This window comes from Lysobacter korlensis (genome assembly GCF_042434515.1).
In genome coordinates, this window is sequence record NZ_JBHLTG010000005.1 from 457861 (window position 1) to 472461 (window position 14601).

Below are 14601 nucleotides of genomic sequence, written 5' to 3' on the forward strand. Positions count from 1 at the left end.
CCCGCGGAGGTGCCATCAGTCATTTCGAGTCCGACGGCGGAGGGCCTGCACGCCGCGGCTGAGACGGGTCACTGAGGCGATGTGGTGGTGTCGCGAGCTCTCGGGTGTTGCGACGATGGCGGACTGAGCCACTCGGCGAGCGAAAACCCCGCGGACGAATCGAGTGTCCACCCGTCTACCCTGAGCGCGTGCCGAAACCAGCTCCTGAGCCCGGACGCGGCTCGTTCGGTCTGCTCTGGATCTCGCAGGCGCTGTCGCAACTGGGCACGAGCATCTCGACGCTTGCGTATCCGCTGCTCATCCTCGACGCGACCGGTTCGGCGCTGAACGCCGGCATCCTCGCGGCCGTGTCGGCGGCGGTGTCGCTGACGGCCAAGCTTCCGGCGGGCCTCATCGCTGACCGCTGGCGCTACCGGTCCCTGATGCTGGTCGGGGATGCGGCGCGGGCGTTTCTGCTCGCCACGATCGCGACGGCTGTGCTGTTCGGGTTCGCGACGCTGCCGTTGCTCATCGTGCTCGTCGCGGCAGAGGTGGCGCTCGGCGCGGTGTTCGGGCCGGCCGAGTTCGCGCTGCTGCGGCTGCTGGTGCCGGCCGAGCGGAGGGCGATCGCAGTCGGGCAGATGCAGTCCAGGTCGCAGCTCGCGGGCCTGCTCGGTCCGCTCGTCGGCGGCGTGCTGTACGCCGTGCACCCGGCGCTGCCGTTCGCGCTCGACGCGGCAAGCTATCTCGCCTCGTTCGTGCTGGTGCTCGGGGTGCGGTCGCCGCAGCGGGGCGCGACGGCTCGTGGGGGTGAGGCGTCGCTTCGCGAGCGCCTCGGTGCGGGATGGGCGTGGCTGCGCCGCGACCGGTTCCTCTTCGCCGCCGGCTTCTGGGTCGCCGCCCTGACCAGCGTCTTCGCAGCGGTCGGGCTCGCCATCCTGGTGTTCGCCCGGGACCGTGGCGCGAACCCGGCGGAGCTCGGGGCGATGTACGCCATCAGCACCGCGGGTGGTCTGGTCGGCGCCCTCCTCACGCCCTGGCTGCAGCGGCGACTGTCCCCGGTCGCGATCCTGCGCTCGGCCGCGCTGGTCGACACGGCCGCCACGCTGGTGCTGCTGCCGCTCGAATCGCCGTACGCCATCGGCGCAGCCGGTGCCGCGGCGTTCTTCCTCGCGCCGGCCGTCTCGGCCACCCTGTTCGGCGAACTGTCGAGGCGCTGCCCCGATGAGCTGGTGACGCGCGCCCAGTCTGCGCTCGCACTGGTCGTCGGCGCGTTCGCACCGCTGGCGCCCGCCGCGATCGGCGCCGTCATCGACGGGTTCTCACCGACCGCCGCCGTCGGGGTGTGCGCGGCCGCCTTCGCAGTCCTGCTCGTCCTCGCGCTGGTCGTTCCGGCGCTTCGCGCGACGGCGCCCGGCGATCCCCCGAGCTAACGTGATCTCAATGAATCCTCCCGAGCCGCCGCCCACGCACGAGCTGTCGACCAATGGCGTCGGCCCGTGGCCGGGGGAGTGGCCGACCGGGGACCAGTGGGACCCGGAGCTGCTGACGCACGGTGACAGCCGCAACGTCGTCGACCGCTACCGGTACTGGCGGATGGAGGCGATCGTCGCCGACCTCGACACCCGGCGGCATCCGTTCCACGTCGCGATCGAGAACTGGCAGCACGACCTCAACATCGGGTCGATCGTGCGCACCGCGAACGCCTTCGCGGCGGATGCGGTGCACATCGTCGGGCGGAAGCGCTGGAACAAGCGCGGCGCGATGGTGACCGACCGCTATCAGCATGTGCTGCACCATCCGGATGTCGAGACCTTCCTGGCGTGGGCGCGGGAGCATGCGCTGCCCATCGTCGCGATCGACAACGTGCCCGGATCCGTTGCCATCGAGACCTACCGATTGCCGGAGCGATGCGTGCTGCTGTTCGGTCAGGAGGGACCAGGACTGTCCGAGGCGGCGCTCGCCGCCGCCGACGTGGTCGTGGAGATCACCCAGTTCGGCTCCACCCGGAGCATCAATGCCTCCGCCGCGGCCGCGATCGCCATGCACTCCTGGATCCGGCAGCACGCGAGCCTTGAGTCGTCTCCGGGCGCTTGACCCGCCATGCGTGATTCGGTGGAGTGGACCCATGAGCCTCAGCGACCTCACCGATGACCTTCCCGCCCGGCTGCTGCGGGAGGAGCGCGCCGGCTGGGAGGCCCTCCGTGAGGGCCGCGGGGCCGCACACTACGGGCGGAAGATGACCACTGACGGCGCCATGATCGTCCCCGGCGCGGTGCTCGACCGGCAGCAGACGGTCGAGTCGCTGCGCGACTCCGGATGGGACGACTTCGAGTTGCACGAGCCGCGCCTCGTCCGCCTCGGGGATCACGCCGGGGTGCTCGTCTACCGGGCGGTGGCGACGCGCGGAGACGTCAGGTACGAGGCGTGGATGAGCACCACCTACCTCTGGCAGGACGGCGGATGGAAGGTGGCTGCGCACCAGCAGACCCCGGTCTGATTCGGGTCGGCGGCGGCCGTCGATAGGATGGGGTGTAATCCCCCGCGAATCGAAAGGGATCCCCCATGCCAGCAGTCGTCATCGTCGGCGCCCAGTGGGGTGACGAGGGCAAGGGCAAGGCCACCGACCTGCTCGCCGGCCGCATCGACTACGTCGTGAAGTTCAACGGCGGCAACAACGCCGGTCACACCGTCGTCATCGGAGACAAGAAGTACGCCCTGCACCTGCTGCCGTCCGGCATCCTCACCGAGGGCGTCACGCCAGTGATCGCCAATGGTGTCGTGGTCGACCTCGAGGTGCTGTTCGCCGAGCTGGAGGCGCTCACGGCGCGCGGCGTCGACGTCTCGAAGCTCATGGTCAGCGCGAATGCGCACGTGATCACCCACTACCACCGCACCCTCGACCGGGTCGCCGAGCGATTCCTCGGCAAGCGGCAGATCGGAACGACGGGCCGCGGCATCGGGCCCACCTACGCCGACAAGATCAACAGGGTCGGCATCCGGATTCAGGACCTGTTCGACGAGAACATCCTCCGCCAGAAGGTCGAGGGCGCGCTCGACATGAAGAACCACCTGCTGGTGAAGGTCTACAACCGGCGGGCCATCACGGTGGACGAGGTCGTCGACGACCTGCTCAGCTACGCGGAGCGTCTCCGCCCGATGGTTGCCGACACGGCGCTCGAGCTCGACCGCGCGCTGGCCGGCGGCAAGACGGTGCTGTTCGAGGGCGGTCAGGCCACCATGCTCGACGTCGACCACGGCACCTACCCGTTCGTCACGTCGTCCAACGCAACGGCCGGCGGCGCGGCGACGGGCGCCGGCATCGGACCCGGCAGGATCGAGCGGGTGATCGGCATCGTCAAGGCGTATACGACCCGCGTCGGTGCTGGCCCGTTCCCCACCGAGCTGCACGACGAGCAGGGCGAGTGGCTGCGCTCGCACGGCTTCGAGTTCGGCACCACGACGGGGCGTCCGCGTCGCACCGGCTGGTACGACGCCCCGATCGCCCGGTACTCGGCTCGTATCAACGGCGTCACCGACTACGTGATGACGAAGCTCGATGTGCTCACCGGACTCGAGAAGATCCCCGTCTGCGTCGCCTACGAGGTGGACGGGAAGCGGTTCGACGAGGTGCCGGTGTCGCAGTCGGACTTCCATCACGCCAAACCGGTCTACGAGGAGCTGCCCGGCTGGGACGAGGACCTCACCGACGCGCGGGAGTTCACCGACCTGCCCAAGACGGCGCAGGACTATGTGCTCGCTGTCGAGGAGATGAGCGGAGCGCGCATCTCCGCGATCGGTGTCGGCGCGGAGCGCGACGCCGTCGTGGTGCGGCACGACCTCCTCAGCTGATTCTCCTCAACCGGCGATCAGGGGTGTCACCTCAGCTGTTGAGCACCGCCAGCCCGGCATTCAGCGTCGTCGCGAACAGCACCCACGCCCAATACGGCACGAGCAGCCAGGCCGCCGCCCGGCTGATCGGCCAGAACCGCAGCATCGTCAGCAGGATGGCGACGTCAAGGGCGAGGATGATCCCGAGCGCGATCCACAGAGCCGCCGGGCCGATCAGCGGGTACGCGCCGAAGAACGCCGGTGTCCACACGGCGTTCAGCACCAGCTGCACAACATAGGTCCACAACGCCGGACGGGCCCCGGCCTGATCCCGGCGCAGCCACACCAGCCACGCCGCGACCGACATGAGCGTGTACAGCACCGTCCAGACCGGGCCGAAGAGGAAGTTCGGGGGATTCCAGAACGGCTTCTGGGCATCCGCATACCAGCCGTCGACGTTCGACAGAGTGGACAGTGAGCCGAACGCCGCCACGGCGAACGAGATCGCCAGGAAGACGACCAGCATGAGCAGCGCCCTGCCGGTGCCCTCCCGGCGGACGCGTGCAGGCAGGGACAGGTTCGCTGCAGACATGCGGTGCTCCTTCCGGTCCCGACGCTACGCATGCAACCTGCGGAACCCTTCAGGACCGCGCCGATAAAGTCGAGCCCATGGCCGCCCGACGTCCGCCGCGAGAGATGCTCCAGGGACGCTTCGTCCGGCTGGAGCCGCTGGTCCCTGCGGCGCTGCCGGAGCTCGCCGACGTGCTGCGCCGCTCCGAGGTGTTCGCGGGCGGCTGGGGCGGCGGACCGGCAGGCCTCCCCGCCTCGCGTGAGGCGTTCGTCGCCTGGTTCACCCGCACCTGGCCGTTCGGCGGCAACGTGTACGCCATCCGGATCGCGTCCGGGCCCGATGAGGGCCGCATCGTCGGGACGAGCACGCTGACGGACTTCGACCTCGAGGCGGAGCGCGCGCACCTCGGGTGGACCGCGTACGCCCCGGAGGTGTGGGGAACACAGGTGAACCCGGAGTCGAAACTGCTCCTGCTCGGGCTCGCCTTCGACAGCGGGTTCGGGCGGGTGAAGCTGCAGGCGGATGAGCGGAACACGCGTTCCCGGGAGGCGATCCTGCGGCTCGGCGCGACGTACGAGGGCATCGCCCGCCGGGACATGCTCCGGGCGGACGGCTCCTGGCGGAACACGGCGGTCTATTCGATCCTCATCGACGAGTGGCCGGAGGTGCGGCGCCGTCTCGAGCAGCGGCTGGAGCGGTTCGGCGGGCAGCCGGTGAGGTTCGGACTCCCGCGGGTGGGCGGCGAGGGCACCGCCCGTTAGGGTCGAAGCATGACCGACGGCAGCACGCAGACCAGCCGAGTTCTGGGCGACGCCGAGCACGAGGCGATCGAGGAACTCAGCGCTCTCCGGCAGAGTATCGACAACATCGACGCGGCGCTCGTGCACATGCTCGCCGAGCGGTTCAAGTTCACGCAGCAGGTCGGCAGGCTGAAGGCCGCGACGGGCATGCCGGCGTCGGATCCGGAGCGGGAGCGGGTGCAGATCGCGCGCCTGCGGTCTCTGGCCGAGCAGGCGCACCTCGATCCCGCCTTCGCGGAGAAGTTCCTGAACTTCATCGTGGCGGAGGTCATCCACCACCACGAGCGCATCGCCACGACCGGCACCGTCGACCCCGCGTAGGGCGACGGTGCGCACGCTGCCGTACTTCGACGCGACGGCGGTTCATTCCGCACTGGATGCGACAGCGGCGGTCGAGGCCATCCGCGGTGCGCTGCGGGCCGGTTTTGCGCCATCGTCCGACATCCCGCGTTCGAGCGTGCCGCTGCGGCAGGGGGAGTTCCTGCTGATGCCGTCGGACGCCGGCCGCAGCACCGGGATCAAGGTGCTCACCGTGGCGCCGGGCAACCCCTCGCGGGGTCTCCCGCGCATCCAGGGGCTCTACCTCCTCGCGGACGCCGAGACGCTCACGCCGAGCGCGCTGCTCGACGGCGCCGCCCTCACGATCGTCCGCACCCCTGCCGTGTCCTTCGCGCCGATCATCGACCCGATCCGCCACCGCCAGGATCCGCTCGACGTGGTGGTGTTCGGGGCCGGTCCGCAGGCGGTCGCGCACTTCGAGACGCTGCGCGCCCTGCTCGCCGGCGCGCGCGAACTGGGGGAGGTCACCACGGTGGTCCGCGACCCGGACCGGCTCCCGGCGGGCACGCGGGCGAGCGCTGCAGCGAGCGGGGAGGTGCGCGCGGCACTCAGCGGGGCCGGACTCGTGATCTGCGCCACCACCGCACGGACGCCCCTGTTCGACTCATCAACGCTTCGCGACGACGCGATCGTGATCGCGGTCGGGTCTCATGAGCCGGACGCGCGCGAGCTCGACTCGGCACTGATGGCCCGCGCACAGGTCGTGGTCGAAGATCCCGCGACCGCGCTGCGGGAGGCGGGTGACGTCGTGCTCGCCGTTGCGGAGGGTGCCTTGGACGCTGCCTCGCTGCATGCGATGGGCGACGTCGTCGGCGGCGTCCCGCTTCCGGCGAAGCGCCCGATCGTCGTCAAGACGACCGGGATGTCGTGGGAGGACCTCGTGATCGCCGAGGCGGTGGTCGGCCATGGAGAGGCTGCGGGTGAGGACGAGAGCGGACGCTCAGGCGCGGCTTCCTAGGCTGAGGCGATGACCTGGATTCCGAGCAAGCCGCCCCGACAGGAAGGCCGCGTGTTCGCCGTCACCGGCGGCAACGCGGGACTCGGCTACTTCGCTGCGGAGCAGCTGGCCGGCACCGGGGGCCGGGTGGTCCTCGCGAGCCGCAGCCGGGATCGCGCGAAGCAGGCGATGCGCGCCATCCGCGCGGTGCACCCGGATGCCGACCTCGGGTTCGTCGAGCTCGACCTGTCGTCGCTGCGGTCGGTGCGCAGCGCGGCCGCCGAACTGCGCGCAGAGCCGCGACTGGACGGGCTGGTGCTCAACGCCGGCATGGTAGCCGGCTCCACCCGCCGGCACACCACCGCCGAGGGCAATGAGCTGGTGTTCGGCACGAACTACCTCGGCCACTTCGCCCTCACCGCGCTGGTGTGGCCGTCGCTCCTCGCGTCGCCCGTCGCCCGTGTCGTCGGGCTCGGCAGCTTCGTCACCCACATGGTGCGGCTCGCCGCGGACGACCTGCAGAGCGAACGGCGCTACGGGTTCTTCCGCGCCTACGGCTTCTCGAAACACGCGATCCAGGGGTTCGCGCTCGAGCTGGCCCGCCGAATCGACGCCACGGGTCGCGGCGCCGCATCGCTGATCGCGCAGCCGGGCTTCGCCATCGATGGGCTGAGCGATCCGCGGCCCGGCGTCCTCGACCCGAAGGAGTACCCCTTCCAGCGGCTGCTTGCGCCGATCGCGCAGGGCAAGAACCGGGGTGCCGCGCCGATCGTGCGGGCGCTGCTCGACCCGGAGGCGCGCAATGGCGAGCTCTTCGGTCCCGGCGATCCGCTCACCCTCACCGGCTGGCCCGTGCGTCGCATCCCGGCCGCCTCGAGCGCCTCGCCCGCGTTCGGCGAGCTGCTCTGGCGCCGCTCCGAGGAGTGGACGGGCACCGAATTCATCGTGTGACGCGAGTTGCGGCAGATCGCTGTCTCAGCGGACGGAAAGCGACGATGTGCCGCAATTCGCGTTGGGGCTAGCCCGAGACGGGCTTGTGGTATCCGACGATGGGTCCGAACCGCTCCGGCAGCGTCGCCCGGTGCGTCGACCGCAGCTCGTCGAGCTCCACCGAGAACAGCCCCTGCACGTCGAGCGCGGCGCCGTCCGTCACCCCGATGCGCAACGCCGGGTAGCCGCGGCCCTCGCAGAGGCCCGTGAACTTCACGTCGTCCTCCCGTGGCACCGTCACGATCACGCGGCCGGTCGACTCGCTGAAGAGCGCGGTCGAGACATCCACACCGTCGCGCTCCTGGATCTCGTCGAGCCAGACCCGCGCGCCGACTCCGAAGCGCAGCGCGCTCTCGACGAGGGCCTGGGCGAGGCCACCGTCGGCGAGGTCGTGCGCCGATGCGATCAGCGACTCCTTCGCCCCGGCCGAGATCAGCTCGGCGAGCTGGCGTTCCCGGTCGAGGTCGACCGCCGGCGGCCTCCCGCCGAGGTGACCGTGCACGACGCCCGCCCAGGCTGAGCCGTCGAGCTCCTGCGCGGTGGTGCCGAGCAGGTAGATGTTGTGCCCTTCGTCCTGCCAGCCGGAGGGGATGCGACGGGCGACGTCGTCGATGACCCCGAGCACGGCGACCACCGGTGTCGGGTGGATTGGCACGTCGCCGGTCTGGTTGTAGAACGACACGTTGCCGCCGGTGACCGGGATCTCCAACTGCAGGCAGCCGTCGGCGAGCCCCTCGACCGCCTTGGAGAACTGCCACATCACCTCGGGGTTCTCCGGGGAGCCGAAGTTGAGGCAGTCGGAGACGCCGACCGGTGTCGCGCCGGTGACGGCCACGTTCCGGTACGCCTCCGCGAGCGCCAGTTGCGCGCCCTGGTAGGGGTCGAGGAAGCAGTACCTCCCGTTCGCATCCGTGGCGACGGCGAAGCCGAGGCCCGTCTCCTCATCGACGCGCACCATGCCCCCGTCGTCCGGGTAGCTGAGCGCGGTGTTCCCCATCACGTATTTGTCGTACTGGTGGGTGATCCAGCTCTTGTCCGCGAGGTTCGCGCTGCCGGCCAGCTGCAGCAGCTGCGAGCGAAGCTCGTCCGGCTCCGTCGGCCGCACCAGCGAGGAAGCGGAGTCGGCCTGAACGGCGTCGAGCCATGCCGGATACGCGATCGGACGCTCGTAGACCGGCCCGTCCACCGCGACGGTGCGCGGGTCGACGTTGACGATCTCCTCGCCGTGCCAGTGGATGACGAGCCGGCCGGTGTCGGTGACCTCACCGAGCACGCTGGTCTCGACATCCCATTTCTCGGTCACGGCGAGGAAACCCTCCAGCTTCTCCGGCTGAACGACCGCCATCATCCGCTCCTGGCTCTCCGACATGAGGATCTCCTCGGCGGTGAGCGACGGGTCGCGCAGCAGCACTTTGTCGAGTTCCACGAACATCCCGCCGTCGCCGTTGGAGGCAAGCTCCGAGGTGGCGCAGCTGATGCCTGCGGCGCCGAGATCCTGGATGCCCTCCACCAGGTCGCCTGCGAAGAGCTCGAGGCAGCACTCGATGAGCACCTTCTCGGCGAACGGGTCGCCGACCTGCACGGCCGGACGCTTCTTCGGCTGGGCGGGGCCGGATCCGCTGTCGTCCGCGGTGAACGTGTCGGAGGCGAGGATGGAGGCGCCGCCGATCCCGTCGCCTCCGGTGCGGGCACCGAACAGCACCACCTTGTTGCCTGCTCCGCGGGCGTTGGCGAGGTGCAGGTCCTCGTGCTTCAGCACGCCGACCGCGAGGGCGTTCACCAGCGGGTTCGCCTGGTACACCGAGTCGAAGTAGGTCTCCCCGCCGATGTTCGGCAGGCCCAGGCAGTTGCCATAGAAGCTGATTCCGCTGACGACGCCCGGAACCACCCGGGCGGTGTCCGGATGATCGACGGCGCCGAAGCGGAGCGCATCCATCACCGCGACCGGACGGGCGCCCATCGAGATGATGTCGCGCACGATGCCCCCGACGCCGGTCGCGGCGCCCTGGAAGGGCTCGACGTAAGAGGGATGGTTGTGGCTCTCGATCTTGAACGTCACGGCCCAGCCCTGGCCGATGTCGATCACGCCGGCGTTCTCGCCCATGCCGACCATGAGGTTCTGCTTCATGGCGGGGCTGACCTTCTGGCCGAACTGGCGCAGCCACACCTTGGAGCTCTTGTAGGAGCAGTGCTCGCTCCACATCACGGAGTACATGGCGAGCTCACCGCTGGTGGGGCGGCGGCCGAGGATCTCACGGATCGAGGTGTATTCGTCCGGCCTCAGCCCGAGTGCGGCGTACGGCTGCTCCCGGTCCGGAGTCGCGAGGGCGTTGGAGACGGTGTCGGCGACGACGGTCGTGGGAGTGCTCACGGGGCGTTGGGCTCCTAGGGGGAGGGCGTGCCGGTCGTCTCCAGTCTAGCTTCGGCGAGCAGTGTCCCTGCCGCGCCGTCCGGTGGCCACACGCCCGACAGGGCGGTGAGCGCGGCCGTGCGCAATCCCTCCAGCTGGTCCATCTCGGCGGCATCGAACGGCTGCTCGCGGATCCGCGCCGTCAGCCGCTCGAGCTGCTGCCGGATCACCGCTTCCAGGTCCGCTCTGCGGTTCGCGAACGCGAGTTCCCGGAGCAGCTGCAGCATTCGCGCCGCGACCCCGATGTCGCCGGCTCCGTAGTGGCGGAGCTGGCCGAGGCTGAGCTCGATCAGGGCAGGCACGTCCATGATCTTGCGCAGCAACCGCGGAGTGCCGTCCCCGTCGGCGAGGACGGCGCTCTCGGCGGGCCGCTGCACGAGCAGGCAGAGGATCGCCGAGGTGTGGCTCAGCGCGTGGACGGCGGTGGTGGGGTCGTTGATACCTGGCGACACTGCCTTCAGCGCGACGTCGGCGAGCTGGCGCAGGCCGAAGCCGACGTCTTCGGCAGCGGTGCGCTCGTATTCCAGGTCGTGCGCCCGCACGATGCAGTCCTGGATCTCGGAGCGGGCATCCTCGTCGGGCTCGGCGCCGAGCGGCCACCAGTATGCGAGCGGACTTCCCCTGACCACGCTGGCTCCGACGGTCACCTCTTCCGCGATGCCGAGGCCGAACCGCTGCGCCACCTCGATCAGGGACGTGCGGTCGAGTGAGACGAGGAAGCCGGATTTCTGCGCGATCACCCTGGCGGCGGCGGCGGGACGGTCGAGCGCCTCCGCGCCGGCGGAGTGCTCGGGCTGGGGATCCGGCATCCGCTCGATCACCCGCGCGGTCTCCTCGTTCACGTTCTTCAGCATCGTCTCGACGCGCAGCTGCCGCGCCAGGTGGGCGAGGAACAGGGCGAGCATGATCACGCTCGCCAGGGTGAGCAGCGACGCCACCGTGACCGCGATCTGCGGGACCTGCTCCGGTTCGGTCTGGGTCTCGCTGCGAACGGTGCGCAGCACGGTCAGCGCGTAGGCGAACGTGCCGAGGAAGACCGACATCGTCGCGTGCACCATCCGGTCGCTCGCGAACAGCCGCAGCAGCCGTGGCGACGCCTGGCTGCTCGCGAGCTGCAGTGCGACGACGGTCAGCGAGAAGGTGAGGGAAGTCGCGGTGATGAGCGACCCGGCGATGGCGGACAGCACCGTGCGCGCGGCGTCGGCGCCGCCGCCGAACAGCAGCCCGGTGACGAAGTCGGACAGCCCCGCGTCGATCCGCTCGTCCACTTCCGGGATCAGCACGCCGGCCACGACGGCGACCAGGATCCAGAGGGTGGGGGTGGGCCAGATGCTCGAGCGGATCGCATCGCGGATGTTCGCCCAGCGATTCCGGAGCGGCCGGCGGAGCCGTGTCATCGCTTCAGACTAGCGACGGCGGCACACCGCGGCGACGGGCGCAGCGAGCGCCGTCGTGACTCGGCCCCGCACCGTCCCTCCATCCAGCGGCGGAAGCCGGGTCCACCCAGCGGCTGATGCGCCGCCCGCGCGGGATGCGAAAGAGTGGAGACGCAGGGGGCCCGACGGTGCCTCAGGAAGGTTCGGTGCGATGCCCAGTGGAGTTCCCATCCGGTTCGAGGGGGTGTCCAAGCACTTCGGTTCGGTCCAGGCGGTGAACGACCTGAGCTTCACGGTCGAACCCGGCCGGGTGACCGGCTTCCTGGGCCCCAACGGCGCGGGGAAGACCACGAGCCTGCGCATGCTGCTGGGTCTGGTCCGTCCCACCTCCGGCAGTGCGACATTCGACGGCACCGCGTATCGCGACCTCGAGCGCCCGCTGGAGACGGTCGGCGCGGCCCTGGAGGCGGCAAGCTTCCACCCGGGCCGGAGCGCCCGCAATCACCTGAACGTGTATGCGATCGCGGCGGGGCTCTCGGCGACGCGCGTGGATCGGGTGCTCGATCAGGTCGGCCTCACCCAGTACGCCGACCGGCGGGTGGGCGGCTACTCGCTCGGCATGCGCCAGCGGCTGGGACTGGCGAACGCCCTGCTCGGCGACCCTGGCGTGCTGGTGCTCGACGAGCCGGTGAACGGACTCGACCCGGAGGGCATCCGCTGGATCCGCGGATTCCTGCGTGAGATGGCCGCGGAGGGTCGTACCGTGCTGGTGAGCTCGCACCTGCTCAGCGAGGTGCAGCAGAGCGTCGACGACGTGGTCATCCTCGCGAAGGGGCGCCTGGTGCACCGGGGACCGCTGACCAGCCTCGGCGCGGAGTCGACGGTGCGGACGACGGTGGACTCCCCGGACCGCGCGGCGCTGCGGGCGGCCCTGAGCGAGACGGGCCACCGGTTCGAGGAGACCGCGGAGGGCTTCGTCGTGCTCGACGTCGGCGCGACGGAGGTGGGCAGGACCGCGCATCTTGCGCGTGTGCCGCTGAGTGCGCTGCACGCACAGCAGTCAGGGCTCGAGGACCGGTTCCTCGCGCTCGTCAACGGGGAGGGGTTGCGATGAGCCTCGCGATGCGTGTGGTGCGCTCGGAGTACACGAAGGTCATCAGCACCCGGATGTGGTGGGTGCTCGCCCTGGTGATGTTCGGGTATGTGGGCCTCAGCACCGCGGGGATCTCGCTGGTGTTCGGCTTGAACCTCGGCGGCGACGGGGGTGGAGCTCCCGGCACGCCACCTGGCGGCCCGTCCTTCGATCCGAGCGCGCTGCCGCCGCTCATCTACAGCTTCGCGAGCTCGATCGGGTACGTCTTCCCGCTCCTGATCGGCGCGCTCGCCGTGACCAACGAGTTCCGGCACCAGACGCTGACGCCGACCTTCCTCGCGAGCCCGAGGCGTGGGCCGGTGCTCGGCGGGAAGCTCGCGAACGGGCTGCTCTTCGGCGCGCTCTACGGGATCGTCGGCCTGCTGGCATCCGTCGGCATCGGGGCACTCATCCTGAGCCTGCTCGACATCGACCCGTTGCTCGGCGAATCGGACACCTGGGCCCTGATCGGCCGCGTGGTGCTCGCAATGGCGCTGTGGGGTGCGATCGGCGTCGGCGTCGGCACGCTCATCCCGAGCCAGGTCGGATCGATCGTCGTGATCCTCGCGTTCACGCAATTCCTGGAACCGATCCTGCGGCTGGCTGCGAGCTTCGTCGATGTGCTCGGCGAGGTTGCGCAGTACCTGCCGGGGGCTGCGAGCGACGCGCTGGTTGGAGCAAGTTTCTTCGCCGTCGCGGGCCCCATGACGGGACCGGCGCTTCAGTGGTGGCAGGGCGGGCTGGTGCTCGCCGGATACGCGGTGCTGTTCACCGTGCTGGGCTTCGTCACCTCCTGGCGCCGTGACGTGACCTGAGCGTACGGTTCTAGCATGGCTGAAAACCTGACGCAGCCGACCGACGCCGACGTCGACGCGTTCCTGGATTCGGTGCCGGACGAGCGGCGGCGGGCCGAAGGCCACGCGCTCCGCCGGCTGATGGAGCGGGTCACCGGCCAGGAACCGGTGATGTGGGGCCCGACGATGGTCGGCTTCGGGAAGGAGCATTACCGGTACGAGAGCGGCCGCGAGGGTGACCAGTTCGTGGTCGGCTTCTCACCCCGGAAGGCGGCGCTCACCCTGTACGGGCTGAACAGCCCCGGCGGGGAGCCTGACCCGCTGATGGCGCAGCTCGGGCCGCACACCACCGGCAAGTCCTGCGTCTACGTCAAGCGGCTCGACGCGGTGAACGCCGACGTGCTCGAGCGGCTCATCCGCCGCAGGCTGGAGCAGGCCGCGACGTAACGGCTACCTGGCCAGCGCGCCCTGCAGCACGGAGGTGAACATCGCCAGACCGTCGGTGCCGGAGCGCATCGCCTCGGGCATGTCGGGGCCGAAGCCAGGCTCGACGGCGTGCTCGGGATGCGGCATCAGGCCGACGACGTTTCCGCGCTCGTTGGTGATGCCGGCGATGCCGTTCAGCGATCCGTTGGGGTCGACGTCGAGGTAGCGGAACACCACCAGGCCTTCACCCTCGATCCGGTTCAGCGTCTCCGTGTCGGCGAGGAAGCCGCCCTCCCCGTTCTTCAGCGGGATGGTGATCTCCTGCCCCGCTTCGTACTGGTTCGTGAAGGCGGTGGAGGTGTTCTCGACGCGCATGTTCTGGTCGCGGCACACGAAAGTGCCGAGCGCGTTCCGCACCAGACCGCCGGGCAGCAGATGCGCCTCGACGAGGATCTGGAAGCCGTTGCAGATGCCGAGCACCGGCATCCCGCCGTTCGCGGCGTCGATCACCTCCGCCATGATCGGCGAGCGGGCGGCGATCGCGCCGCAGCGCAGGTAGTCGCCGTAGCTGAAGCCGCCGGGCAGCACGATGGCATCGACGCCCTTCAGGTCGTGCTCGCCGTGCCAGAGGGCGACGGGCTCACCTCCGGCCAGGCGGATGGCGCGCTGCGCGTCGCGGTCGTCCAGCGATCCGGGGAAGGTGATGACGCCGATGCGCATCAGTGGGTCTCTCCCGGCGCGCCGTTCCCCTCGACGCGGATGTCGACGACGTCCTCGATCACCTGGTTGGAGAGCATGTCCTCGGCGATCTCGCGCACCTCGTCGAGCAGCTTCGCGTCGACCTCGCCGGCGACCTCGAGCTCGAACCGCTTGCCGATGCGCACACCGGAGAACTCGGACTTGCCGAGGCGGGCGAGCGCTCCGGCGACGGCCTTGCCCTGCGGGTCGAGCAGTTCGGCCTTCGGCATGACATCGACGACGATCGTGGGCACGCGGAAACTCCCGGGGGTCGCGGG

16 protein-coding genes are annotated in these 14601 nt (G+C 70.2%); 11 read left to right on the forward strand and 5 right to left on the reverse strand.

Features of this window, described 5'->3' with window-relative positions; translation table 11 throughout:
- Positions 1–188 precede the first annotated feature (188 nt).
- From ACFFGH_RS21630 to ACFFGH_RS21645, 4 genes are all read left to right on the forward strand, one after another.
- Complete coding sequence (locus ACFFGH_RS21630) at positions 189–1412, forward strand: MFS transporter (protein ID WP_386672179.1); 1224 nt, start codon at positions 189–191, stop codon at positions 1410–1412.
- Positions 1413–1422: 10 nt separating this feature from the next.
- Positions 1423–2076, forward strand: coding sequence for a TrmH family RNA methyltransferase (locus ACFFGH_RS21635; RefSeq protein WP_386672181.1), 654 nt, complete (start codon positions 1423–1425; stop codon positions 2074–2076).
- Positions 2077–2107: 31 nt separating this feature from the next.
- The gene (locus ACFFGH_RS21640; RefSeq protein WP_386672183.1) at positions 2108–2479 is read left to right on the forward strand and encodes a DUF4440 domain-containing protein; all 372 of its coding nucleotides are present in this window, start codon (positions 2108–2110) and stop codon (positions 2477–2479) included.
- Positions 2480–2544: 65 nt separating this feature from the next.
- A complete protein-coding gene (locus ACFFGH_RS21645) occupies positions 2545–3831 on the forward strand; it encodes an adenylosuccinate synthase (RefSeq protein WP_386672185.1) in 1287 nt (428 codons plus the stop codon).
- Positions 3832–3862: 31 nt separating this feature from the next.
- Here ACFFGH_RS21645 and ACFFGH_RS21650 read toward each other — a convergent pair whose 3' ends face one another.
- The gene (locus ACFFGH_RS21650) at positions 3863–4402 is read right to left on the reverse strand and encodes a TspO/MBR family protein (protein ID WP_386672187.1); all 540 of its coding nucleotides are present in this window, start codon (positions 4400–4402) and stop codon (positions 3863–3865) included.
- 77 nt (positions 4403–4479) lie between these two features.
- On the opposite strand from ACFFGH_RS21650, the gene ACFFGH_RS21655 reads away from it, so the two are divergent.
- Genes ACFFGH_RS21655 through ACFFGH_RS21670 form a run of 4 tightly spaced genes read left to right on the forward strand, consistent with a single transcriptional unit; the run spans position 4480 to position 7408 of the window.
- A complete protein-coding gene (locus ACFFGH_RS21655) occupies positions 4480–5142 on the forward strand; it encodes a GNAT family N-acetyltransferase (protein ID WP_386672189.1) in 663 nt (220 codons plus the stop codon).
- A 9-nt stretch (positions 5143–5151) separates the two neighbouring features.
- Positions 5152–5502 (forward strand): chorismate mutase, encoded by a 351-nt coding sequence (locus tag ACFFGH_RS21660; RefSeq protein WP_386672190.1) that lies wholly within the window; start codon positions 5152–5154, stop codon positions 5500–5502.
- Positions 5503–5509: 7 nt separating this feature from the next.
- Positions 5510–6478, forward strand: a complete 969-nt coding sequence (locus ACFFGH_RS21665) for an ornithine cyclodeaminase family protein (RefSeq protein WP_386672192.1) — start codon at positions 5510–5512, stop codon at positions 6476–6478.
- 9 nt (positions 6479–6487) lie between these two features.
- On the forward strand, positions 6488–7408 hold the full coding sequence (locus ACFFGH_RS21670) for an SDR family NAD(P)-dependent oxidoreductase (RefSeq protein ID WP_386672194.1): 921 nt from the start codon (positions 6488–6490) through the stop codon (positions 7406–7408).
- 67 nt (positions 7409–7475) lie between these two features.
- Here ACFFGH_RS21670 and purL read toward each other — a convergent pair whose 3' ends face one another.
- A complete protein-coding gene (purL, locus tag ACFFGH_RS21675) occupies positions 7476–9818 on the reverse strand; it encodes a phosphoribosylformylglycinamidine synthase subunit PurL (RefSeq protein ID WP_386672196.1) in 2343 nt (780 codons plus the stop codon).
- A gap of 14 nt (positions 9819–9832) precedes the next feature.
- Entirely contained in the window at positions 9833–11254 is a 1422-nt protein-coding gene (locus ACFFGH_RS21680) for a DUF2254 domain-containing protein (RefSeq protein ID WP_386672198.1), read from the reverse strand.
- 190 nt (positions 11255–11444) lie between these two features.
- Between ACFFGH_RS21680 and ACFFGH_RS21685 the strand changes: the two genes are divergently transcribed.
- From ACFFGH_RS21685 to ACFFGH_RS21695, 3 genes are read left to right on the forward strand one after another with little or no spacing between them, the layout of a single operon-like run.
- On the forward strand, positions 11445–12347 hold the full coding sequence (locus ACFFGH_RS21685; protein WP_386672200.1) for an ABC transporter ATP-binding protein: 903 nt from the start codon (positions 11445–11447) through the stop codon (positions 12345–12347).
- A complete protein-coding gene (locus ACFFGH_RS21690; protein ID WP_386672202.1) occupies positions 12344–13180 on the forward strand; it encodes a hypothetical protein in 837 nt (278 codons plus the stop codon). The genes ACFFGH_RS21685 and ACFFGH_RS21690 overlap by 4 nt, the downstream gene beginning before the upstream one ends.
- A gap of 15 nt (positions 13181–13195) precedes the next feature.
- Positions 13196–13606: a DUF1801 domain-containing protein gene (locus ACFFGH_RS21695; RefSeq protein ID WP_386672204.1), complete on the forward strand. Its 411-nt coding sequence runs from the start codon at positions 13196–13198 to the stop codon at positions 13604–13606.
- A gap of 3 nt (positions 13607–13609) precedes the next feature.
- Here the strand turns inward: ACFFGH_RS21695 and purQ are convergent, their stop codons facing one another.
- Together purQ and purS are read right to left on the reverse strand one after the other, a co-directional pair.
- Entirely contained in the window at positions 13610–14305 is a 696-nt protein-coding gene (gene purQ, locus ACFFGH_RS21700) for a phosphoribosylformylglycinamidine synthase subunit PurQ (RefSeq protein ID WP_386672206.1), read from the reverse strand.
- Complete coding sequence (gene purS, locus ACFFGH_RS21705) at positions 14305–14577, reverse strand: phosphoribosylformylglycinamidine synthase subunit PurS (RefSeq protein ID WP_386672208.1); 273 nt, start codon at positions 14575–14577, stop codon at positions 14305–14307. The genes purQ and purS overlap by 1 nt, the downstream gene beginning before the upstream one ends.
- Positions 14578–14601 lie beyond the last annotated feature (24 nt).

Excerpts from the sequence above, each read along its gene's own strand:
- ACFFGH_RS21680 (WP_386672198.1), bottom strand. The coding sequence starts at position 11,254 with ATGACACGGCTCCGCCGGCCGCTCCGGAATCGCTGGGCGAACATCCGC.
- ACFFGH_RS21660 (WP_386672190.1), top strand. The coding sequence starts at position 5,152 with ATGACCGACGGCAGCACGCAGACCAGCCGAGTTCTGGGCGACGCCGAG.
- ACFFGH_RS21640 (WP_386672183.1), top strand. The coding sequence starts at position 2,108 with ATGAGCCTCAGCGACCTCACCGATGACCTTCCCGCCCGGCTGCTGCGG.
- ACFFGH_RS21645 (WP_386672185.1), top strand. The coding sequence starts at position 2,545 with ATGCCAGCAGTCGTCATCGTCGGCGCCCAGTGGGGTGACGAGGGCAAG.
- ACFFGH_RS21650 (WP_386672187.1), bottom strand. The coding sequence starts at position 4,402 with ATGTCTGCAGCGAACCTGTCCCTGCCTGCACGCGTCCGCCGGGAGGGC.
- ACFFGH_RS21655 (WP_386672189.1), top strand. The coding sequence starts at position 4,480 with ATGGCCGCCCGACGTCCGCCGCGAGAGATGCTCCAGGGACGCTTCGTC.
- ACFFGH_RS21635 (WP_386672181.1), top strand. The coding sequence starts at position 1,423 with ATGAATCCTCCCGAGCCGCCGCCCACGCACGAGCTGTCGACCAATGGC.
- ACFFGH_RS21685 (WP_386672200.1), top strand. The coding sequence starts at position 11,445 with ATGCCCAGTGGAGTTCCCATCCGGTTCGAGGGGGTGTCCAAGCACTTC.
- purQ (WP_386672206.1), bottom strand. The coding sequence starts at position 14,305 with ATGCGCATCGGCGTCATCACCTTCCCCGGATCGCTGGACGACCGCGAC.
- ACFFGH_RS21695 (WP_386672204.1), top strand. The coding sequence starts at position 13,196 with ATGGCTGAAAACCTGACGCAGCCGACCGACGCCGACGTCGACGCGTTC.
- ACFFGH_RS21690 (WP_386672202.1), top strand. The coding sequence starts at position 12,344 with ATGAGCCTCGCGATGCGTGTGGTGCGCTCGGAGTACACGAAGGTCATC.
- ACFFGH_RS21670 (WP_386672194.1), top strand. The coding sequence starts at position 6,488 with ATGACCTGGATTCCGAGCAAGCCGCCCCGACAGGAAGGCCGCGTGTTC.